Annotated in this window: 20 protein-coding genes and 1 tRNA gene; 7 read left to right on the top strand and 14 right to left on the bottom strand. The window is 68.0% G+C overall.

What is annotated here, in order from left to right; all coding sequences use genetic code 11:
- Window positions 1-11 precede the first annotated feature (11 nt).
- A complete protein-coding gene (gene metW, locus AC1GI4_RS11200) occupies window positions 12-605 on the bottom strand; it encodes a methionine biosynthesis protein MetW (RefSeq protein WP_479629546.1) in 594 nt (197 codons plus the stop codon).
- Window positions 602-1774, bottom strand: coding sequence for a homoserine O-acetyltransferase MetX (gene metX / locus AC1GI4_RS11195; protein WP_479629545.1), 1173 nt, complete (start codon window positions 1772-1774; stop codon window positions 602-604). The genes metW and metX overlap by 4 nt, the downstream gene beginning before the upstream one ends.
- Window positions 1775-1838: 64 nt before the next feature.
- Between metX and hisC the strand changes: the two genes are divergently transcribed.
- Window positions 1839-2957 (top strand): histidinol-phosphate transaminase, encoded by a 1119-nt coding sequence (gene hisC / locus AC1GI4_RS11190; protein WP_479629544.1) that lies wholly within the window; start codon window positions 1839-1841, stop codon window positions 2955-2957.
- A complete protein-coding gene (locus tag AC1GI4_RS11185) occupies window positions 2957-3868 on the top strand; it encodes a prephenate/arogenate dehydrogenase family protein (protein ID WP_479629543.1) in 912 nt (303 codons plus the stop codon). The genes hisC and AC1GI4_RS11185 overlap by 1 nt, the downstream gene beginning before the upstream one ends.
- Before the next feature lie 90 nt (window positions 3869-3958).
- Here AC1GI4_RS11185 and AC1GI4_RS11180 read toward each other — a convergent pair whose 3' ends face one another.
- Genes AC1GI4_RS11180 through ftsE form a run of 4 tightly spaced genes read right to left on the bottom strand, consistent with a single transcriptional unit; the run spans window position 3959 to window position 6861 of the window.
- Window positions 3959-4675, bottom strand: coding sequence for a lysophospholipid acyltransferase family protein (locus AC1GI4_RS11180; RefSeq protein WP_479629542.1), 717 nt, complete (start codon window positions 4673-4675; stop codon window positions 3959-3961).
- On the bottom strand, window positions 4672-5205 hold the full coding sequence (locus tag AC1GI4_RS11175) for a YdcF family protein (protein WP_479629541.1): 534 nt from the start codon (window positions 5203-5205) through the stop codon (window positions 4672-4674). Before AC1GI4_RS11175 ends, AC1GI4_RS11180 begins: the two co-directional genes overlap by 4 nt.
- A 1-nt stretch (window position 5206) precedes the next feature.
- Window positions 5207-6106 (bottom strand): cell division protein FtsX, encoded by a 900-nt coding sequence (locus AC1GI4_RS11170; protein WP_479629540.1) that lies wholly within the window; start codon window positions 6104-6106, stop codon window positions 5207-5209.
- Complete coding sequence (gene ftsE, locus AC1GI4_RS11165; protein WP_433909290.1) at window positions 6103-6861, bottom strand: cell division ATP-binding protein FtsE; 759 nt, start codon at window positions 6859-6861, stop codon at window positions 6103-6105. The genes AC1GI4_RS11170 and ftsE overlap by 4 nt, the downstream gene beginning before the upstream one ends.
- A gap of 162 nt (window positions 6862-7023) precedes the next feature.
- Here ftsE and AC1GI4_RS11160 point away from each other — a divergent pair, with 162 nt between their 5' ends.
- On the top strand, window positions 7024-7776 hold the full coding sequence (locus AC1GI4_RS11160; protein WP_294274982.1) for a zinc-ribbon domain-containing protein: 753 nt from the start codon (window positions 7024-7026) through the stop codon (window positions 7774-7776).
- A gap of 155 nt (window positions 7777-7931) precedes the next feature.
- Here the strand turns inward: AC1GI4_RS11160 and AC1GI4_RS11155 are convergent, their stop codons facing one another.
- Window positions 7932-9287: an MATE family efflux transporter gene (locus AC1GI4_RS11155; RefSeq protein ID WP_479629539.1), complete on the bottom strand. Its 1356-nt coding sequence runs from the start codon at window positions 9285-9287 to the stop codon at window positions 7932-7934.
- Window positions 9288-9630: 343 nt separating this feature from the next.
- Between AC1GI4_RS11155 and AC1GI4_RS11150 the strand changes: the two genes are divergently transcribed.
- Window positions 9631-9717, top strand: a tRNA-Leu gene (locus tag AC1GI4_RS11150).
- Window positions 9718-9972: 255 nt separating this feature from the next.
- Here the strand turns inward: AC1GI4_RS11150 and AC1GI4_RS11145 are convergent.
- Complete coding sequence (locus AC1GI4_RS11145) at window positions 9973-10563, bottom strand: PilZ domain-containing protein (protein WP_294275613.1); 591 nt, start codon at window positions 10561-10563, stop codon at window positions 9973-9975.
- A 215-nt stretch (window positions 10564-10778) separates the two neighbouring features.
- Here AC1GI4_RS11145 and AC1GI4_RS11140 point away from each other — a divergent pair, with 215 nt between their 5' ends.
- Window positions 10779-12983, top strand: coding sequence for a transglycosylase domain-containing protein (locus tag AC1GI4_RS11140; RefSeq protein ID WP_479629538.1), 2205 nt, complete (start codon window positions 10779-10781; stop codon window positions 12981-12983).
- On the opposite strand, the gene AC1GI4_RS11135 is transcribed toward AC1GI4_RS11140, so the two are convergent.
- Genes AC1GI4_RS11135 through AC1GI4_RS11125 form a run of 3 tightly spaced genes read right to left on the bottom strand, consistent with a single transcriptional unit; the run spans window position 12959 to window position 14642 of the window.
- The gene (locus AC1GI4_RS11135; RefSeq protein ID WP_294275616.1) at window positions 12959-13627 is read right to left on the bottom strand and encodes a M48 family metallopeptidase; all 669 of its coding nucleotides are present in this window, start codon (window positions 13625-13627) and stop codon (window positions 12959-12961) included. The genes AC1GI4_RS11140 and AC1GI4_RS11135 overlap by 25 nt on opposite strands.
- On the bottom strand, window positions 13624-14052 hold the full coding sequence (locus AC1GI4_RS11130; protein WP_056436278.1) for a YcgN family cysteine cluster protein: 429 nt from the start codon (window positions 14050-14052) through the stop codon (window positions 13624-13626). Before AC1GI4_RS11130 ends, AC1GI4_RS11135 begins: the two co-directional genes overlap by 4 nt.
- Window positions 14052-14642 (bottom strand): SCO family protein, encoded by a 591-nt coding sequence (locus AC1GI4_RS11125; RefSeq protein ID WP_294275618.1) that lies wholly within the window; start codon window positions 14640-14642, stop codon window positions 14052-14054. Before AC1GI4_RS11125 ends, AC1GI4_RS11130 begins: the two co-directional genes overlap by 1 nt.
- 69 nt (window positions 14643-14711) lie before the next feature.
- Here AC1GI4_RS11125 and AC1GI4_RS11120 point away from each other — a divergent pair, with 69 nt between their 5' ends.
- Complete coding sequence (locus AC1GI4_RS11120; RefSeq protein WP_433909295.1) at window positions 14712-15311, top strand: ankyrin repeat domain-containing protein; 600 nt, start codon at window positions 14712-14714, stop codon at window positions 15309-15311.
- 129 nt (window positions 15312-15440) lie between these two features.
- Here AC1GI4_RS11120 and AC1GI4_RS11115 read toward each other — a convergent pair whose 3' ends face one another.
- The gene (locus AC1GI4_RS11115; RefSeq protein ID WP_294275622.1) at window positions 15441-15845 is read right to left on the bottom strand and encodes a DUF1489 family protein; all 405 of its coding nucleotides are present in this window, start codon (window positions 15843-15845) and stop codon (window positions 15441-15443) included.
- A gap of 226 nt (window positions 15846-16071) precedes the next feature.
- Between AC1GI4_RS11115 and AC1GI4_RS11110 the strand changes: the two genes are divergently transcribed.
- Window positions 16072-18228: a TonB-dependent siderophore receptor gene (locus AC1GI4_RS11110; protein WP_479629537.1), complete on the top strand. Its 2157-nt coding sequence runs from the start codon at window positions 16072-16074 to the stop codon at window positions 18226-18228.
- Between the two features lie 112 nt (window positions 18229-18340).
- Here AC1GI4_RS11110 and rplT read toward each other — a convergent pair whose 3' ends face one another.
- Both rplT and rpmI read right to left on the bottom strand, forming a co-directional pair.
- Window positions 18341-18706 (bottom strand): 50S ribosomal protein L20, encoded by a 366-nt coding sequence (gene rplT / locus AC1GI4_RS11105; RefSeq protein ID WP_042488147.1) that lies wholly within the window; start codon window positions 18704-18706, stop codon window positions 18341-18343.
- Between the two features lie 21 nt (window positions 18707-18727).
- Window positions 18728-18931, bottom strand: a complete 204-nt coding sequence (gene rpmI / locus AC1GI4_RS11100; protein WP_007406658.1) for a 50S ribosomal protein L35 — start codon at window positions 18929-18931, stop codon at window positions 18728-18730.
- Window positions 18932-19076: the final 145 nt, after the last annotated feature.

Genomic DNA, 19076 nt, shown 5'->3' with positions numbered 1-19076 from the left:
CTGTAGTCGTTTCAACGACGTAATAAAAATACCGCGTGTTCGGCGCGGAAATTCGCCGCCGCCGCGCTGGTCGGACGACCGTGTGAGAGGAACCAGCTGCCCTCCACGGTGATCCGTCGCTGGCGGACGAAGGCGCGGAAATCGTCGATCGTCACATGGTGGATATTGGGGGTGTCATACCATTGTTCGGGCAGCAGCGGCGTGACCGGCATCCGCCCGCCCCAGAGCAGCGACAGCCGCACCCGCCAATGCGCGAAATTGGGGAAGGAGACGAAGGCGCGCTGGCCGATGCGGAGCAGATGGTCGAGCACCTGGTCGGGCGCGCGGGCGGTCTGCAATGTCTGGCTGAGGATCGCATAGTCGAACCCCTTGTCGGGATAGCCCGCCAGATCGACATCGGCATCGCCCTGCACCACCGCCAGCCCGCGCGCGACGGCCGAGGCGACATTGGCCGGATCGATCTCCAGCCCGCGCGCATCCACCCCCGCTTCGTCGCGCAGCGCGGCCATCAGCTGGCCGTCGCCGCAGCCGATATCGAGCACGCGCGCGCCGCGCGCGACATGCCGGGCGATGATCGCCAGATCGGGGCGTAGCGTCTCGGTCATGGCTCGGCCCGCAGGAAGCCGTCGATCACCCGGTTCATCTCGGGCGCCTCGAGCAGGAAGGCGTCATGGCCGTAGGGGCTGGACAGCTCGACGAAGCTGGCCGCCGCGCCCGCCGCGTTGAGCGCCTGCACCACGGCGCGCGACTCGGAGGTCGGGTAAAGCCAGTCGGTGTCGAAGCTGACGATGCAGAAGCGCGTGCGCGTGCCCCGGAAGGCGTTGGCGAGCAGCCCGCCATGTTCCTCGGCAAGATCGAAATAATCGAGCGCGCGGGTGATGTAGAGATAGGAATTGGCGTCGAACCGATCGACAAAGCTTAATCCCTGATGCCGCAAATAGCTCTCGACCTGGAAATCCGCGTCGAAGCCGAAGCTCTTGGCGCCGTCCGGCCGGTCGGGCCGCGCCTGCAGCCGCCGCCCGAACTTCTCGGTCAGCCCCGCCTCGGACAGATAGGTGATGTGCGCCGCCATCCGCGCGACGGCGAGACCGGCAGCGGGGGGATCGTTCGCTTCGTAATAGGCGCCGCTGCGCCATTTCGGATCGGCCATGATCGCCTGACGCCCGACCTCGTGGAACGCGATATTCTGCGCCGAATGCCGCGCGGTCGAGGCGACCATGACGCAGGCACGCACCCGCTCGGGGAAGGTCGCCGCCCAGCTCAGCGCCTGCATGCCCCCCATCGAGCCGCCGACCACCGCCTTTAACTGGCCGACGCCCAGATGGTCGAGCAGCATCGCTTGTGCGCGCACCATGTCGCGGATGGTGATGACCGGGAAGCGCATCGCCCAGGGCTCGGCCGTGGATGGGTCGATGGTCGCAGGGCCGGACGATCCCATGCAGCTGCCGATGACGTTTGAGCAGATGATGAAATGCCGCGCCGGGTCGATCGGCTTGCCCTCGCCGACCAGACGCGTCCACCAGCCGGGCTTGCCGGTGCGCGGATGGGGGCTGGCGACATGCTGGTCGCCGGTCAGCGCGTGGCAGATCAGGATGGCGTTGGAGCCATCGGCGTTCAGCGCGCCATAGGTCTCATACCCGATCTCGACCGGGGACAAGAGCCCGCCACCGTCGAGCCGCAGCGGCCCGGGCAGCACGACATGCCGCGACAGACCGAAACGCTGGTCGTCGCCGAGGGAGTGCCCAAGGGATTGCGTAGAAACGGAAGCGGCCATGGAGCCCTATCCGCTAGGCCGCGATGCTTGGCAACGCAAGGGCGAGGCCGCTATGGCGGGTGCCATGACCGACCGCAAAGCCCCCGAACCGATCTCCTGGGTCCAGGCCATCGCGCCTTACGTTCCCGGCCGCGCGACGACCGCCGACGGGCGCAAGGTCATCAAATTGTCCGCCAATGAGAACCCGCTGGGGACGAGCGAAAAGGCGCGCGCCGCCTTCGCCGCCGCCGCCGCCCAGCTGGAGCGTTATCCGGATCCGGGCGCGACCGCGTTGCGCGAGGCGATCGGCGCGGTGCATGGGCTGGACCCGGCACGCATCATCTACGGCACCGGATCGGACGAGATCCTGCACCTCGCGGCGGGGGCGTTCGCCGGGCCGGGGGACGAGATCATCCATGTCCGCTACGGCTTTGCGGTCTATGAAATCGCGACGCGGCGTGTCGGTGCGGAGCCGGTGGTGGTCGCCGACTATGACTATGCCACCGATGTCGATGCGATCCTGGCGGCGGTGACGGACAAGACCAAGGTCGTCTTCGTCGCCAATCCCAACAACCCGACCGGCACTTATGCGGGCGCGGACGAGATTGCGCGGCTGCACGCGGGCCTGCCGCCCCATGTCCTGCTGGTCCTCGACCAGGCCTATGCCGAATATCTGGAGCCGGGCGAGGATGATGGCGGGCTGGCGCTGGCCGAGCGGGCGGGCAATGTGCTGGTGTCGCGCACCTTCTCGAAAATCCATGGCCTGGCCGCCGAGCGGATCGGCTGGGGCTATGCCGCCGCGCCAATCATCGACGCGCTCCACCGCATCCGCGCGCCGTTCAACGTGACCATCGCGGGCCAGAACGCCGCGATCGAGGCGATCCGCGACCGCAGCTTCGTCGAGGCGTCGCGCGCGCACAATGCCACGTGGCTCGGCTGGTTCGAGGAACAGATAGCGTCGCTGGGCAATGCGGGCCTGCGCTGCGTGCCGTCCAAGGCCAATTTCTCGCTGGTGCTGTTCGAGGGCGCCCTGACCGCCGAGCGCGCCTATCACGGGCTGATGGATGCCGGATACATCGTCCGCTGGCTGCCGAGCCAGGGGCTGGGCCACGCCTTGCGCATCACCATCGGCACCGAGGATGAGGTGAAGGGCGTCGTCGCCGCACTGCGCCAGATGGTCGAGTCGGAGGCAAAGGGCGCCTGATGCTGCCCTTCGCGCGGATCACCATCATCGGGCTGGGCCTGATCGGCTCCTCGGTCGCGCGGGCGACGCGCAAAGCCATGCCGACCGCGCGGATCACCGCCTATGACGCCGACCCGGCGGTGCGCGAGACGGTGCGCGCGCTCGATCTGGCGGACGATGTCGCGGACACGGCAGGCGCGAGCGTGATCGATGCCGATCTGGTCGTGCTGTGCGTGCCGGTCGGCGCGATGGGCGCGGTCGCCGCCGAGTTCGCCGACGACCTGCCCGCCGAGGCGATCGTGTCGGACGTGGGCAGCTGCAAAGGCGCGGTCCTCGCCGCGCTGACCGAGGCGCTGCCCGGTGCGACGATCATCCCGGCGCACCCGGTCGCGGGCACCGAGCGCAGCGGACCCGAGGCGGGCTTCGCCACGCTGTTCCAGAAGCGCTGGTGCATCGTCACCCCGCCCGAAGGCGCCGACGAACTGGCGGTCGAACGGGTCGCCGAGTTCTGGCGGCGGCTGGGCGCCGATGTCGAATTGATGGCCCCCGACCATCACGACCGGGTGCTGGCCGTCACCAGCCATTTGCCGCACCTGATCGCCTATACGATCGTCGGCACCGCCAGCGACCTGGAGGAAGTCACCCAGTCGGAAGTCATCAAATATTCCGCCGGTGGTTTCCGGGACTTCACCCGCATCGCCGCGTCGGACCCGACCATGTGGCGCGACGTGTTCCTGACCAATCGCGAGGCGGTGCTGGAGATGCTCCAGCGCTTTTCCGAGGATCTCAGCCAGCTGCAACGCGCGATCCGCTGGGGCAAGGGCGACGAGCTGTTCGACCTGTTCAGCCGCACCCGCGCCATCCGCCGCTCGATCATCGACCAGGGCCAGGACGATGCGCGCGAGGATTTCGGGCGCAGCCACGAGGGCTGACGATCCTCCCCGGTACGGGGAGGGGGACCATGCGAAGCATGGTGGAGGGGGATCGCCGCGCGGGATGGCCCTTGTGGAAGCCCCCCTCCGTCAGGCCTGCGGCCTGCCACCTCCCCGTGCCGGGGAGGATTCCAACGCATTCATCGCGGCGTGCACCCGCGCCTCCGCTTCGGCACGCGGCAGGCCCGGCGGGATCACCTCGCCGAAGCGCAGCGTCACCACCCCCGGCCGCTTCAGCCCCTTTCGCGGCCAGACCAGCCCCGAATCGGTCGCCACCGGCACCACCGGCAGGTTGAGCATCCGGTACAGCCCCGCAAAGCCCGGCTTCAGCGGCGGCGTCTCGCCCGGTTTCACCCGCGTACCTTCGGGAAAGATCATGATCGCGCGGCCCTGCTTCACCGCTCCTTGCGCATCGCGCATCATGCCGCGCATCGCCTTGGCCGAGGCCGAGCGGTCGACGACGATCGCGCCATATTTGCGCACCGCCCAGCCCCAGAGCGGGATATTGGCCAGCTCACGCTTCAGCACCATGGCGGGCGCGCCCAGGATGCGTTGCAGCTCCATCGTCTCGAACATCGCCTGGTGCTTGGCGGGGTAGAGCGCCGGGGTGGTCGGCCGCGTGCCCTCCACCTTCACCCGGATGCCCAGGATCCAGCGGGTGCAGAGGCGGTGAAAGCGCGTCCAGGTCGTCGCCCAGTGGATCACCGCATGGCGCCCTCCCACCGCGATCAGCGGCGACAGCAGCGCCATGATCGCCGATATCGGATAGAAGATAGCGACAAACACGATGTTGCGAAGAAGAATCACGCCCCAATCCCTGTCCAAAGCGCGATCCGGCGCAGGATCAGCTTGTTATATTCGTTGATGAGCGTGCCCAGGCGCGGCTCGGACGGCACGCCGTCGCCCAGCACCAGCACCTGTTTGCCGAGCGCGGCGGTCAGTTCCATCCTCGCGCGCGGCAGATGCCAGTCGGAGGTGACGAGCCGCACCGTGCGATAGCCATGCTGACGCACCCAGTTCGCCGTCTCCTCGGCATTGGAGCGGGTATCAACCGCCTCACCGCCCAGGTCGATGCAACAGGAAAACAGCGACGGCGAGGTGCGATAGGTGCGCGCCAGATCGATCGGCCGTACGCCGGGCGCGACGCCGGTGACGAGCATCCGCTTGGCCTGATGCGCCTTGAGGAGTGCGATGCCGCGATCGATCCGCCCCGGCCCGCCGGTCGGCACCACGATCGCATCGGTCGTGTTGTTCTCCAGCGGGTGCGGCAGGGTCAGCATGAACGCCGCGAACCCCAGGCACCAGGCGAGTGCCCCCAGACCGATCAGCCGCAGCATCTCAGAGCATCCGCCGCATCTGGCGCAGCACCGCCAGCCGCGCCGCACCGACCGCCAGCACGACAAAGCCAAAGGGCAGCGCGATCAGCATCGCCATATCCACCAGCCCCAGCCGCATGCCGCCCAGCAGATCCGAATCGAGCGCCGCCACCTGCCCCGCGATCAGCAGAATCGCGCCCCCGGCCAGCAGGCCGCCCGCCGCCGCGCCGATACCGGCGTCGAGCGCGATCCGCCGCTGGAACAGCCGTGCGACCTGCCGATCGGTAGCGCCCAGCATGTGAATGACCTCGATCGTGCCGCGATGCGCCTCCAGCCCGGCGCGCGCCGCCAGCATGACGACCGCCATGGTCGCGACCAGCATCAACAGGATGATCGCCCCCGCCAGCCAGGCGGCGGTGTTGAGCAGCCGCCCGACCGGCCCCAGCCAGGTGGCGTGCGCATCGACCCGCGCGGCCGGGCTGGCACGCGTCACGGCACCGCGCACGCGGTTGATCGCCGCCGCGTCATCGCTGGTCAGGTCGACATCGATCAGCGCGGGGACGGGCAGCCCCGCGGCCTCCGCATCATTGCCCAGCCAGGGTTGCAGCATCCGCGCCAGATCGGCCTGCGGCACCGCCACTGCACGCGCGACATCGGGCCGGGTGCGCAGCACCGCCAGCACCTGCGCGGCGGCGGCGTCACGACGCTGCGTCTCGCCCTCGACGATCTGGACGGTCAGGCGACCCGCCATCTGCCGGTCGAGCGCCCCCGCCGCGCGCGCGGTCGCCAGCCCCGCTGCTCCGGCGAGCAGGGTCAGGAACAGCATGATCGCGATCACCCAGCTCATGACATGCGCGCCGCCGCCATCGTCGAGCGCGCGCGCCTCTGCACCCGTCGCGCGGGATTTCCGCCCCGGCTTCACAAGCCGTTCCGCACGATGGTGGACGGCTTCGCCTGGGCGGTGGAGGGCTTCGCCTCGCCACGGGGCGGCGGAGCGGCGGGCAGCGGATCGGGATCGACCAGCCGCCCGCGCTCCAGATGCAGATGATGCGCACCCGGCACCCGTTCGATCAGATGCCAGTCGTGCGTCGCCATGACGACGGTCGTGCCCAGCCGGTGGAGGGAATGGAACAGATGCAGCAACCGCTCGGCCATGGCGGGGTCGACATTGCCGGTCGGCTCGTCGGCGACCAGCAATTCGGGCCGCGCGATGACTGCGCGGGCGATGGCCACCCGCTGCTGCTCGCCGCCCGACAGGGTCGCAGGCCGCGCGCCCGCACGCTCGGACAGGCCGATCCAGTTCAGCATCTCGCGCACCGCGCGGGCGACCTCCGATTCGGCCATGCCCGCCACGCGCAAGGGGAGCGCGATATTGTCCGCCGCCGACAGATGCGGGACCAGTCGGAAGTCCTGGAACACCACGCCGATCCGCCGCCGGAAACCGGGCAGGCGCCCGCGCGGCAGGATCACCGCATCCTCGCCGAACAGCCGGATGATGCCCCGGCTGGGCCGCTGCGACAGATATAGCAGGCGGAGCAGCGAGGTCTTGCCCGCCCCGCTGGCCCCGGTCAGGAAATAGAATTGCCCCGAGCGCAGCGTAAAGCTGACATCGCACAGGGTCTCCTCCCCGACGCCGTAGCGCAGGCCGACATTCTCGAACTGGACGATGTTCGCCATGCCTGCATGGCCTTGGCATGGCCGGGCGCGCGCTTCAAGTTCCGCGCTTCGCGCTTGCCACGCCTAGGGGCGGCGTGCTTACTGGATCGGCAAGGGGGCCTGACTGATGAGGGATGGCCCTGTCCGTCCGTCGATCCGCCCTGTCCTGAAGTGCCCCACCGCATGATCCTCGAATGCCCTGAGTGCCGCACCCGCTATCTGGTGCCCGACAGCGCGATCGGGCTGGAGGGGCGAACCGTGCGCTGCGCCAATTGCCGGCACAGCTGGTTCCAGTCGCCACCCGAGCCGGAGCTGGAGCCGCAATCCGAATTGCCGCTGCCCCCGGTCGCGATCGCGCCGGTGCACGAGGATGCCGGGGCCGCCTTCGCCGAACCGCCGCCCCCGCCGCCGCCGCCGCCGATCGTCGCGCCGCCGCCTGCACCGCCCATCCTGGCGCAGGAGGATTCGGGCTTCGACGCCTTTGCCCATCGCCCGCCCTTCCGCGCGCGCCGCAATCCGGTGCGGCGCTGGACGATCGGCGCGGTGCTGGCCGGGCTGCTGATGCTGGTCGCGACGGCGGCGATCCTGTGGACCGGGATGCCCGGCATCGGCGGCTGGTTCGGCGTCGGCAGCACCGAATCGGCGCTGGAGCTGCGCTCCAACCCGATCGAGCGGCGCGAGCTGGAAAACGGGTCGGAGCTGTTCGCCATTTCGGGACAGATCATCAACCCGTCCTCGACCGCGCAGCGCGTGCCCGATCTGCGCGCCGAGCTGAAGGACGCGCAGGGCCGTGTCGTCTTCTCCTGGGCGATCGCGCCGCAGCAACGGACGCTGGGGCCGGGCGCCTCGATGGACTTCAACTCGGCCAAGCTCGACGTACCGCCCAGCTCCAAGCGGCTGGACCTGAGCTTTGCGGGTGAGGGCAGCGCGAACTGAGGCGTTGAGGCGTGGGCTTCGACTACCCTCAGCCTGAACGGCTGTTGGTAGGAGATCCCGTTCCCCCGCTCCGTTCAGCCTGAGCCCTTCGGCTGGCTGGCAAGCCAGCCGCTCAGGATAAACTTCGGCGCTTAGCGCCGAAGTCGAAGGCCACGCTACCCCCGCAACCGCCGCGCGATGACGGCAAATCGCGCCCCGTGCAGCACCCCCGCGACCAGCATCCCCGCGCCCGAAGCCCAGGCGAGCGCAGGCGCGCCCCAGCCGCTGGCGACCAGCCACCAGCCGACCCCGCCGGTGACGACGAAATAGGCGATGATGCTGTTGATCCCGGCCACCACCTGATCGCCCATCGAACGCAGCGCATAGACCAGCACGACCTGCACCCCGTCGAACAGGATGAAGGGGGCCCAGATCATCAGCATCGCCACCGCCGCCGCATGGGCCTCGGGCAGGGCGGGAAAGGCAGCGACGATCGTCTCGGGCATCGTCCATAGCAGGAGGCTGCACGCACCCATCGCCAGCGCCGCGATGCCGACCGCCAGCAGCGTGCGCGACACCGCCTCGGGGGCCGCGCCCTCGCCCACCGCATTGCCCGCACGGACACCTGCCGCCGACCCCAGGCCGATTGCCAGCGCGAAGGTGACGTTGTGCACCGAAAAGACGATCTGGAAGCCATGCGCGGTCGCATCACCCAGCCGGGTCGACAGCGCAATCAGGATGGCGAACCCCGCCAGCTCTAGGCCCGAGGCGATGGCGGGCACCAGCCCGAATCGCGCCAGCCCCGCCGCGCCGGACAAGGTCGGGGCCCAGGCGGCCCGGTCCAGCCGCCGCACGCCCCTCTGCTCTCCGCGCGGCAGCCGCATCGCGCTGGCCACCATCGCCACCGCGCCCAGGGCGGAGGCGATCACCGTCGCCAGCGCCGCTCCGACCGCACCCAGAGCGGGCAGCCCCAACTCGCCCCCCGCCAGCGCCCAGGCGAGAGCGGCGTTGATCGGCAGGATCGACAGGTTGACCACCGTCACCCGGCGCGGGCGGCTGATCCCCTCCAGAAAGAAGCTGGCGGCGATCAGGATCATCTGGAACGGATAGCCCAGCGCCATGACCGCCACGACCCGCGCACCCGGCGCGACAAGCGCGGGCGCGACGCCGATCCCGGCGAGCAGATATGCGCCGCCCAGTCCCAGGATCAGCATCGCCGCCACGCCCAGGATCAGCCCCAGCACCAGGCCGTCGCGCAACGCCTGCCCCGTTTCCGGCAGGTCGCCCGCTCCGTCCGCACGCGACGCGCGGACCAGCACCCCGGACAGCCAGGCGAGCCCGGTGACGATCGCGACATAGGTCAGCGACCGGCTGGCCGAGAGCGCGGCGACCTCATGCTCGCCCACCCGGCCGACCACGATCACATCGGTGACGTGCAGGATCGTCCAGTTGAGGCTGGTCAGCATCACGGGCCAGGCCAGGCCCAGCAGGCGGCGCGCCTCGGCACGGTCGGGGCGAAGGGTCAGGGTCATGCCCCGTTCCTAGGCCGGATCGACACTCACGTCATTCCTCCCCTTACAGGGGAGGTGGCAGGCCGAAGGCCTGACGGAGGGGTGTCCCGGTTGGAGAAGTGGGACCTTCCTCACCACCGGCGACACCCCTCCACCATCCTTTGGATGGTCCCCCTCCCCTTGCAGGGGAGGAATGTATGGCATCCTGCCTGAATGTCGATCGCCCCTAAAGCCCGAAGCCGCAGAAAGAACCCGTGCGACCGACAATTTGCCATTCCCGTCGAAATGCGTTGCACGACCCGTATCGCTTTGCTAGGGGCACCCGCCTACCAGCCCTCCGGCTTGCCGGTGGTGACTATCGAGTGCGGTCGTGGCGGAATTGGTAGACGCGCAACGTTGAGGTCGTTGTGGCCGAAAGGCCGTGGAAGTTCGAGTCTTCTCGACCGCACCAGATTTTCCGAAAAATCTTTTAAAACCAGCCCCGGGCGATGTCGTCGCCCGGTTTGCCTGGGCCATGTCGAATCGACCTTCCTCTATTCCTCCCCTGTAAGGGGAGGTGGCAGGCCGTAGGCCTGACGGAGGGGTGTCCCGGCTGGAGAGGTTTGGCGCCATCCACGATCGGTGACACCCCTCTACCATCCTCCGGATGGTCCCCCTCCCCTTCCAGGGGAGGAAGGAAAGGGACCAACCTGAATATCGATGGGGCTTAACGCAGCCCGACGATCGCCGCGAGCGTATCCATCGACAGGGGCGAGACGAATCGGAAGCCGAATCGGCCATCCTCCACCCAGCAGACCGTGCCCGAAATCATGGTGCCCAGCGGCCGCACGACGATATGCCCCGCCAGTCCGGGCTGCACCGGCCCCTCGACGACCATCTTCGCGCCGCCCGCCGACACGTCGAGCATCGCCGTCGTGAACTTGTGCGTGCCCAGCCGGACATCGGCGTTCAACGCGATCGGGAAGCGCGGCGGGCGCGGGATCGTATCGTCCTCGGTCTCGTGCGAGAAAATCTGTTCATAGGGCTGCGGCGAATCGAACTGGATACCCGCCTTGCGACCCTCCACCCAGCGTACCGTCCCGGATACGGGCGGCAGCCCGCGCACCTCGATCGTGATGGCATCACCCACCGTCGGAACGTCGACGAATCGCGCCATCAGGCCGCTGGCGGAGATATTGTGGACCAGGCAGACGCCGGGCACATCGCCACAGACCTTGCCAAGCAGGAGTACGGCCGAATGGCGCTTGCCCGCGCGGCGTTCCGCCGACGTGCCCTGCTGCTGTTCGACCTGTTCCATCCCTGCCCTTTCCGCCGACCTCGCCCCGAATTCGGCTTTGTCTGCTTTACTAACCGATCCCGTATAAAAGACTAACAAGTTTGATCGGCATCTTTACCACATGCATTTGTCCCGGACGCGTCGGTTTCGCAGGCCGGTTCAGCCGGGCGCAAGGCGCGATGCGGCATCGGCCGCTTGTGGTCATGTCCAAAGCCCTGTAATTCGCGAGCCGTCCCATGCCTCGCGCGTCGTCTTCCCGGTCTCCCCGGCCCCGCTCCTCCAAGCCCCGCTCTCCCTGGCGGCGCCGGATTGTCGTAACCCTGCAGATCCTGATCGGGCTCGCCGTCCTGGCGGTCGGTGCGCTGGCGATCGCGGTCTTCGTCGCGAAGTCGCAGCTGCCGAGCTTCGAGGAGCTGAAATCCTCGCCCAACGGCCAGATGATCCGCGTCCATGCCGCCGACGGCACGGTGATCGTCTCGCTCGGGCCGAGCTATGGCGAATGGCTGCCCTATGACAAGATTCCGATCGTCATGCGCGATGCGACGATCGCGGTCGAGGATCGCCGGTTCCGCGACCATCCCGGCGTCGACCCGATCGGTATCGCCCGCTCGGTCGAGGTGCGCCTGGAAAAGGGGCGCTGGAAACAGGGCGGCTCGACCATCACCCAGCAGATCACCCGCACCATCTTCCTGAACAACCAAAAGAAGTTCGGCCGCAAGTTCCGCGAGGCGATCCTGGCGCTGGCGATGGAGCTGAAATTCTCGAAGGACGAGATCCTCGAGCTGTATCTCAACAAAGTCTATTATGGCGGTGGCGCGTACGGCATCGACGCGGCGGCCCGCAAGTTCTTCGGCCATGGTGCCGAGCATCTGAGCCTGTCCGAGGCGGCGGTGATCGCCGGGCTGGTGAAGGCGCCGTCCAACTATTCGCCGACCGCCGATGCCGAGGCCGCCGTGGGCCGCGCGGGCGTGGTCATTCAGCAGATGGAGCGCAACGGCTTCATCACCCCGTCCCAGGCCGCCAACGCCGATCCGCAGGCGCTGAAGCTGGCGCCCGAGCCCAAGCAGAATTCGGTTCGCTATTTCACCGATTGGGCGCTGCCCCAGCTCGACACGCTGATCGACGAGCAGAGCGCGCCGCTCGACGTGTGGACGACGCTCGACCTCGCTATGCAGCGCGCGGCCGATGCCGCCGTCCGCAAGGATGCCCCTCCGGGTACGCAGGGCGCGCTGGTCAGCTTGGACCGCGACGGCAGCGTGCGTGCGATGGTCGGCGGTCTGGACTATGTCTCGACCAACTATAACCGCGCGACGACGGCGGTTCGCCAGCCGGGCTCGGCGTTCAAGCTGTTCGTCTATCTCGCCGCGCTGGAGGCGGGCCACAAGCCCGAGGACCAGGTGGTCGACGAGCCCGTCACCATCGACGGCTGGAGCCCGCGCAACGATTCGCGCCGCAATTCGGGCAGCGTCAGCTTGCGCACCGCCTTCGCCTATTCGCTGAACACCGTGGCGGCGAAGCTGGGCCAGGAGGTCGGTTTCCAGACGGTCGCCGACATGGCGCGCCGCTTCGGCATCACCACGCCGGTCAACACCCACCCGTCGATGGTGCTCGGCACGTCGGAAGTCCATGTGATCGACATGGTCGCCGCCTTTGCCAGCATCGCCAACAAGGGCGTGAAGGTGACGCCCTACGGCATCACCAAGGTCGTGGCGAACGGCCAGACCATCTACACCCATGAGGTGGACCGCAGCCATGTGCTGGTCGCCCCCTATATCGCCGCCGAGATGACCGACCTTCTCCAGACCACGGTCAACACCGGCACGGGTCGCGCCGCGCAGATCGGGCGGCCGGTCGCGGGCAAGACCGGCACGACGACCAGCTCGAAGGACGGCTGGTTCCTGGGCTTCTCCAGCGGGATCACCACCGGCGTCTGGATGGGGCGCGACAATGGCAAGCCGGTCGCCGGGCTGCATGGCGGCACCGCGCCCGCCAAGGCCTTTGCCGACTATATGCGCATTGCCGTCGCCAACCGCCCGATCGAGCAGTTCGACACGCAGGTCACGCTGCCCGAATGGCAGCTGGAGCCCGATGAGGAGAGCTATTTCGGCCAGCCGGACAATGGCATCGCGGCGGTCGATGCAGACGGCAACCCGCTGCCTCCGCCCAGCGCGGGCGCGCCGGAGGACGGCAGCGAGGCGGTCGAGATTCCGACCCATCGCGAGCCGGGTGCCCCGGTGCCGATCCAGCAGCCGCAGCCGGGTGTCCCGGCGCAGCAACAGCCGCCCGCGCAAGGCGCCCCGCCGCCGCAGCGGCTGGATCAGGCATGGATCGACCGGGTAACGGGCCGGGGTGCGGGCGGGGCGACACGCGATCCGCGGTCGCCCGGCAACCCGCCCCGCGGCTTACCCCGCGAGCGTCAGGACGACCGACCGTACCAGTGAAGCCCCGCGCCATGCTGCCGCAACCAGGCGGTGGCAGGTGCCGGGTCCTCGCCCAGCAGCTCGGCGACGAGCGCATGGAAGGCGGGGGCGTGGTTCATATGGACGCGGTGCGCGACCTCATGCGCCACCGTCGCCCGCCGGACATGGTCGGGCGCCAGGATCAGCCGCCAGCTATAGCGGATCGCGCCGGTCGAGGCGCAGCTGCCCCAGCGCGCCTTGGGATCGGCGACGCTGACCTTGGACACGGTGACGCCCGCCAGACGCGCGACCTCCGCCGTTTCGCGCGCCAGCGTCTCCAGCGCCTGTCGCTTCAACCACGCCTCGACCCGGCGGCCCAGCGTTTCGATCGGCCCGGACGCGATCAGCCGGTCGCCGTCGCGCTGGATGACACGCGCGCGGCCCTCTTCCCATTCCAGCGTCAGGACCGTGTCGCCGAACGGAATCGCCCCACCCGGCACGAAAGGCTGCGGATGCGGCAGGCGTGCGCGCTGTGCGGCGATCCAGTCCTTCTTGTCCTCCGCCCAGGCCAGCGCCTTTTTCAGCCCCGCGCGCTTGGGCACGATCAGCCGGGCGGTGCCGGTGGCGGGATCGACGCTGAGGCGGATGGTCTTGGCGGTGGCGTGCCGCACGACTTCGTCGATCACAATTCCCGGTCCACGATATGGTTTTCGAAATCGCCCGCATCATCCTCGCTGATCGTCCAGCCGCGCACCGACTGGCCCGCACGGTGCACCGCCTCGCGGTCGCCGCAGATCAGGTAGTGCCAGTCGGGCAGCGGCTCGTTCGCGGCGCGCAGGCGATAGGCGCAGGTGGTGGGCAGCCAGTCGATCGACCGGACATTGCCCATGGTCAGCCGCACGCATTCGGAGACATAGGCGCGGCGATGGCGATAATTCGAGCATTGCCCGCTGCGCCGGTCGAGCAGGCGGCAGGCGACGTTGGTCGGCACCAGCTCACCCGTCTCCTCATCCTCCAGCTTGTGGATGCAGCATTTGCCGCAGCCGTCGCACAAGGCCTCCCATTGCGCGCGGTCGAGGCTTTCGATCGGCTTTTCCCAGAAGCGCTCCATCAGCGGACCCACTGGTCGAGCGTCCTGGCGACCGCCTCCGGCCCCTCATCGGCGGGGACCAGCGCCAGCGGCTTGTTCGACGGGTCCATCAGATAGACCTGGCGGCTGTGGTTCACCAGATAACCGCCGCCCGGCGACTTATCGCCCTTGGCCGACCATACGGCATAGGCCTTTTTCACCGCCTCGATCTGGGCGGGCGTGCCGGTCAGCCCGACGATGCGCGGGTCGAAGGCGGCGGCGAAGCGGCCGACGACGGGGGCCGTGTCGCGTTCTGGGTCCACGGTGATGAAGAGGGGCACGATCTTCTTCGCCTTGGCGGGCGCGCTCTTGTCGAGCAGCTTCAGGCCCGCCGCGATCGCCTGCATATCGGTGGGGCAGACATCGGGGCAGAAGGTATAGCCGAAATACATGACGCGGTAGCGCCCGGCGAAATCGCGGTCGGTAACGGTCTTGCCCTTCGCATCGGTCAGCTGGAACGGGCCGCCGATCTTCGCCCCCGCCAGCGGGGCCTGCGCCTCGGGCTGGGAGGGGCCGCAACCGGCCAGGGGGAGCGCCAGCAGGGCCAGAGCGGACAGGATCAATCGGGTCATGACGCCGACAGCCTTGCTGTGATAAATCGTCGGTTGCAAGCCATGCTCCATTGCTCAGGATCTCGTTTCATGTCCCTTCGCCCCCTGCTCGCCGCCGTGCTGCTCGGCGCCCTCGCCATGCCGGCCACCGCGCAGATGATGCAGTCGGAAAGCTACAAATTCCTTCAGGCCGTGCGCGAGGCCAAGGGCAATGACGTGACCAACATGCTGGACCGGCCCGGTGCCAGCATCATCAACACGCGCGACGTGACCAGCGGCGAGGGCGCGCTGCACATCGTCATCAAGCGCGGCGACGAGACGTACTTGCGCTTCCTGCTCCAGAAGGGGGCCGATCCCAACCTGCGCGACGGGCGCGGCAACACGCCGCTGCTGCTGGCGGTGGCGGGCGGCCAGCCCGAGATGATCCGCATCCTGACGGCGGCCAAGGCGAACCCGAACCTCCCCAATTCGTCCGGCGAGACCCCGCTGATCCGCGCGGTACAGCGCCATGACATCGGCATGGTCCGCGAGCTGCTGGCCGCCGGGGCCGATCCCGACATCGCCGACAATGTCGCCGGGCTGTCCGCGCGCGATTACGCCTCGCAGGACGCCCGCAACACCGCGATCGCCAAGGTCCTGGCCGACGTCCCGAAAAAGACCCGCGCGGCGGTGGCCGGGCCGAAATTCTAAATCCTCCCCGCTCGCGGGGAGGTGGCAGGCCAAAGGCCTGACGGAGGGGGGAGAGCCGCACAGGCTATGCTTTGTGGATGCCCCCCTCCACCATGCTTCGCACGGTCCCCCTCCCCGCACCGGGGAGGATCAGATCAACCCCAGTTCCACCAGCTTGCCCACCAGCACCGGCGGCATCACGTCGATCCCCGATGCCGACCCACCCAGATCGGGCGGCGCATCCGCCGCTTCCAGATAGCGCCAACCCTGATGCGCGCGCCGGGGCAGCGCCTGGACCAGCACCAGCTCGGGATCGATATGGATCGCACAGCGCCCGCCCTCGGCCTCGCCGAAGGACAGGATCGGCGAGCGCGCGACCAGCTGATGCTTCAATATCCAGAACAGCGAGCCCTGACCCGCCACTTCCTCATGCCGCTTGGGCAGATAGCGCGTGGTCAGGAACACCGGCCCCTCCTGCGCCCGCATCTTCAGTCGTTCCGCCAGATGATCGATACTGGCCGCCCCGAACGCGACCTTGGTCAGATGAAGCGCCATGTCGCCGCCCATGTGGGGGCGATGGGGGGCGATGGCTAGGGCTGCCCGAGCTGGTTCACGCTGTCCGATAGCGACCGAAGCCCGGGGCGCAACGCCAACCAGTGATTGGCGCCCGCCTCGATCAGGACGGTCCCGAAGACAACCGCCGGCCCCGCCGCTTTTGCTTTCGATAGTGACTTGCAATAACACATCGTCACCCATAGGAGCGGCGCAAAGGGAGTCGCTCATGACCATGCTGATAACTCTGGTGGCCAACGCCGCCGCCCTGACCGTCGCCGCGCCCGCCGCCACGCCCACCACGGATCCCGCGCTCGATCCCCAGGCCGGGCGCGACGACATCGTCGTCACCGGCCAGCGAACCGAGGGCCGGAACGACTATACGATCGAGGGGCAGACGACCGCGACGCGCATCCCGCTGACCCTGCGCGAGACGCCGCAGTCGGTCAGCATCGTCACCCGCCAGCAGATCACCGACTTCCAACTGAACGACGTCAACCAGTTGCTGGCCACGGTGCCGGGCATCAATGTCCAGGCGAACGAGACCGATCGCGTCTATTATTCGGCGCGCGGCTTCGACATCCAGACCTTCCAGATCGACGGCATCGGCGTGCCTTTCGCCTTCGGCATCCAGACCGGGTCGATCGACACCGCCATCTATGACCATATCGAGGTGGTGCGCGGCGCGCCGGGCCTGTTGTCGCCGACCGGCAACCCGTCCGCCGTCATCAACTTCGTCCGCAAGCGCCCGACCAAGGACCTGCAGGCGACCGCCAGCGCGCAATATGGCTCGTTCAACAGTCTGCGCCTGGACGCGGATGTCAGCACCCCGCTGACCAAGGACGGCCATGTCCGCGCGCGTGTCGTCGGGGTGCTGTCGGACGCCGACAGCTATCTCGACCGCTATTCCCTGCGCCGCTGGACCGGGTACGGTGTGGTCGAGGCGGACCTGGGCCCCGATACGGTGCTCAGCGGCGGTTATGGCCATCAGGATCATCAGAGCCACGGCGCGATGTGGGGCGCGCTGCCGCTCACCTATACCGACGGCACCCGGATCGACATGCCGCGATCGACCAATGTCGCGCCGGAATGGTCGGGCTGGAACGTCATCGACCGGCAGATCTTCGGCGACCTGACGCATCACTTCGCGGGCGACTGGGTCGCGCGGATCAGCGCGGTGCGGCGCGCGACCAGCGAAGCGGACGAGCTGTTCTACGTCTATGGCAATCCGGTGCGCGGCGCGCCGGGCGGCATCGCCCCGGACCCAATGAAGCCCGGCGAGTTCCTGAGCATCAAGAGCTATCCCGGCGCCTTTCGTGCACAGACCCGCAACCTGACCATGGAGGCCTATGCCACCGGGCCGGTCACGCTGTTCGGGCGCGAGCATCAGCTGATGTTCGGCGTCAACCGCAGTGCGCAGGATTACCAGCAGACGTCGAGCTACGACTATTCCAAGGTCGGCCTGCCGCTGCCCTTCCCAGACCTGTTCCAGGGGACGTTCCCGCGGGTCACCTTCCCGACGCCCTTCTCGACCGACTATGCCTCCAGCCAGAGCACCCAGACGCGGCGCGAGACGCTGTACGGCCTGGTCCGCTTCAACCTGGCCGATCCGTTGAAGCTGATGTTGGGCGGCAACTTCACCCATGCGCGCAGCACCGGCTTTTCCTACGGCGTCGACACCAATTACGACAATCGCCGCTTCTCGCCCTTTGCGGGCGTCACCTATGATCTGAACCGCGCGCTCAGCGTCTATGCGAGCTATACGACGATCTTCAATCCGCAGGACGCGATCGGCGAGGACGGGCGTATCCTGGCCCCGGTCAGCGGCAAAAATATCGAGGCCGGGATCAAGGGCGACTGGTTCGGCGGGCGGCTGAACGCCAGCGCGGCGATCTTCCGCGTGCATCAGGACAACACCGCCGAGAGCATCGGCTTCGTCAACGGCCGCTTCGTCTCGCGCGGGGTGAACGCCAAGTCCGAGGGGATCGAGCTGGAGGTCGGCGGACGCCTGGCCGAGGGGGTGCAGGTCACCGGCGGCTATACATTGATGCGGATTGAGGATCAGAAGGGCGATCCGGCCCGCCTGTTCGTGCCGCGCAACACCGGGCGGCTGAACATCGTCTATTCGCCGCCCGCCCTGCCTGCCCTCAAGCTGGGTGCGTCGGCCCAGTATCAGAGCGTGATCTATACCCAGACCCGCTCGGTGCGGCAGGACGGCTATGCGCTGGTCGACCTGATGGCGAAGTACGACATCACCCGGCGCATCGCGCTGTCGGCGAATCTGCGCAACCTGACCAATGCGAAGTATCTGACCGCGCTGACCTTCGATGGCGGCTATTATGGCGCGCCGCGCTCGATCCTGGGGACGGTGACCGTCCGGTATTGAGGCTATTCTCTTCCTCCCCTTGCAGGGGAGGAATATTTGCCAACAAAAAGGGCGCCGGTGGAACCCACCGACGCCCTTTCCTGATTTCCGGCGCTAGTCCGTCAGTCGCGAATTACGCGGCCTGCGGCAGAGCGGCCTTCGCCTGCGCGACGATCGCCTTGAAGGCCTCGCCCTCGTGCATGGCGATGTCGGCCAGGACCTTCCGGTCCAGTTCGACGCCCGCCAGCTTCAGGCCGTGCATGAACTGCGAATAGGTCAGGCCCTCGGCCCGGACACCGGCGTTGATGCGCTGGATCCACAGACCACGGAAGGTCCGCTTCTTAACCTTGCGGTCGCGATACGCATATTGACCGGCCTTTTCGACGGCCTGGCGCGCGATGCGGATGGTGTTCTTGCGACGGCCATAATAGCCCTTCGCCTGATCCAAAATCCGCTTATGCTTCGCCTTGGTGGTCGTGCCCCGCTTGACGCGTGCCATATCTCTCTATCCTTCCAGAAATCAGTTCAGGCCGTAAGGCGCCCAGGCCTTCACGGTCTTGGTGTCGGCATCGGACAGGACCGAGGTGCCGCGGTTCTGGCGGATATACTTGCCGTTATGGCTGATCAGGCGGTGGCGCTTGCCGGCCACGCCGTGCTTGAGCTTGCCGGTGGCGGTGAGCTTGAAGCGCTTCTTGACGCCGCTCTTGGTCTTGAGCTTGGGCATTTTTTTCCTTTCGCTAGAGCTAAGGCAGAAACGGCCGCGGCAGCCCTGATGGCCGGGCCGTTCGTGACACCTCGCTCGGGAAGCGGGCCGCTTAGACGAAGCGGGCACAGAATGCAACCGACGCGCATCCGGGAACCGCTGCCTC

The organism is Sphingomonas sp. 77B, from assembly GCF_056497825.1.
Note: the sequence above shows the minus strand (reverse complement) of the source record. Positions and strands in the feature narration are given on the sequence as shown.

What these genes read in the sequence shown, in the direction of transcription:
- metW (WP_479629546.1), bottom strand. Translation starts at nt 605, where the DNA reads ATGACCGAGACGCTACGCCCCGATCTGGCGATCATCGCCCGGCATGTC.
- metX (WP_479629545.1), bottom strand. Translation starts at nt 1,774, where the DNA reads ATGGCCGCTTCCGTTTCTACGCAATCCCTTGGGCACTCCCTCGGCGAC.
- hisC (WP_479629544.1), top strand. Translation starts at nt 1,839, where the DNA reads ATGACCGACCGCAAAGCCCCCGAACCGATCTCCTGGGTCCAGGCCATC.
- AC1GI4_RS11185 (WP_479629543.1), top strand. Translation starts at nt 2,957, where the DNA reads ATGCTGCCCTTCGCGCGGATCACCATCATCGGGCTGGGCCTGATCGGC.
- AC1GI4_RS11175 (WP_479629541.1), bottom strand. Translation starts at nt 5,205, where the DNA reads ATGCTGCGGCTGATCGGTCTGGGGGCACTCGCCTGGTGCCTGGGGTTC.
- ftsE (WP_433909290.1), bottom strand. Translation starts at nt 6,861, where the DNA reads ATGGCGAACATCGTCCAGTTCGAGAATGTCGGCCTGCGCTACGGCGTC.
- AC1GI4_RS11160 (WP_294274982.1), top strand. Translation starts at nt 7,024, where the DNA reads ATGATCCTCGAATGCCCTGAGTGCCGCACCCGCTATCTGGTGCCCGAC.
- AC1GI4_RS11155 (WP_479629539.1), bottom strand. Translation starts at nt 9,287, where the DNA reads ATGACCCTGACCCTTCGCCCCGACCGTGCCGAGGCGCGCCGCCTGCTG.
- AC1GI4_RS11145 (WP_294275613.1), bottom strand. Translation starts at nt 10,563, where the DNA reads ATGGAACAGGTCGAACAGCAGCAGGGCACGTCGGCGGAACGCCGCGCG.
- AC1GI4_RS11140 (WP_479629538.1), top strand. Translation starts at nt 10,779, where the DNA reads ATGCCTCGCGCGTCGTCTTCCCGGTCTCCCCGGCCCCGCTCCTCCAAG.
- AC1GI4_RS11130 (WP_056436278.1), bottom strand. Translation starts at nt 14,052, where the DNA reads ATGGAGCGCTTCTGGGAAAAGCCGATCGAAAGCCTCGACCGCGCGCAA.
- AC1GI4_RS11125 (WP_294275618.1), bottom strand. Translation starts at nt 14,642, where the DNA reads ATGACCCGATTGATCCTGTCCGCTCTGGCCCTGCTGGCGCTCCCCCTG.
- AC1GI4_RS11120 (WP_433909295.1), top strand. Translation starts at nt 14,712, where the DNA reads ATGTCCCTTCGCCCCCTGCTCGCCGCCGTGCTGCTCGGCGCCCTCGCC.
- AC1GI4_RS11115 (WP_294275622.1), bottom strand. Translation starts at nt 15,845, where the DNA reads ATGGCGCTTCATCTGACCAAGGTCGCGTTCGGGGCGGCCAGTATCGAT.
- AC1GI4_RS11110 (WP_479629537.1), top strand. Translation starts at nt 16,072, where the DNA reads ATGACCATGCTGATAACTCTGGTGGCCAACGCCGCCGCCCTGACCGTC.
- rplT (WP_042488147.1), bottom strand. Translation starts at nt 18,706, where the DNA reads ATGGCACGCGTCAAGCGGGGCACGACCACCAAGGCGAAGCATAAGCGG.
- rpmI (WP_007406658.1), bottom strand. Translation starts at nt 18,931, where the DNA reads ATGCCCAAGCTCAAGACCAAGAGCGGCGTCAAGAAGCGCTTCAAGCTC.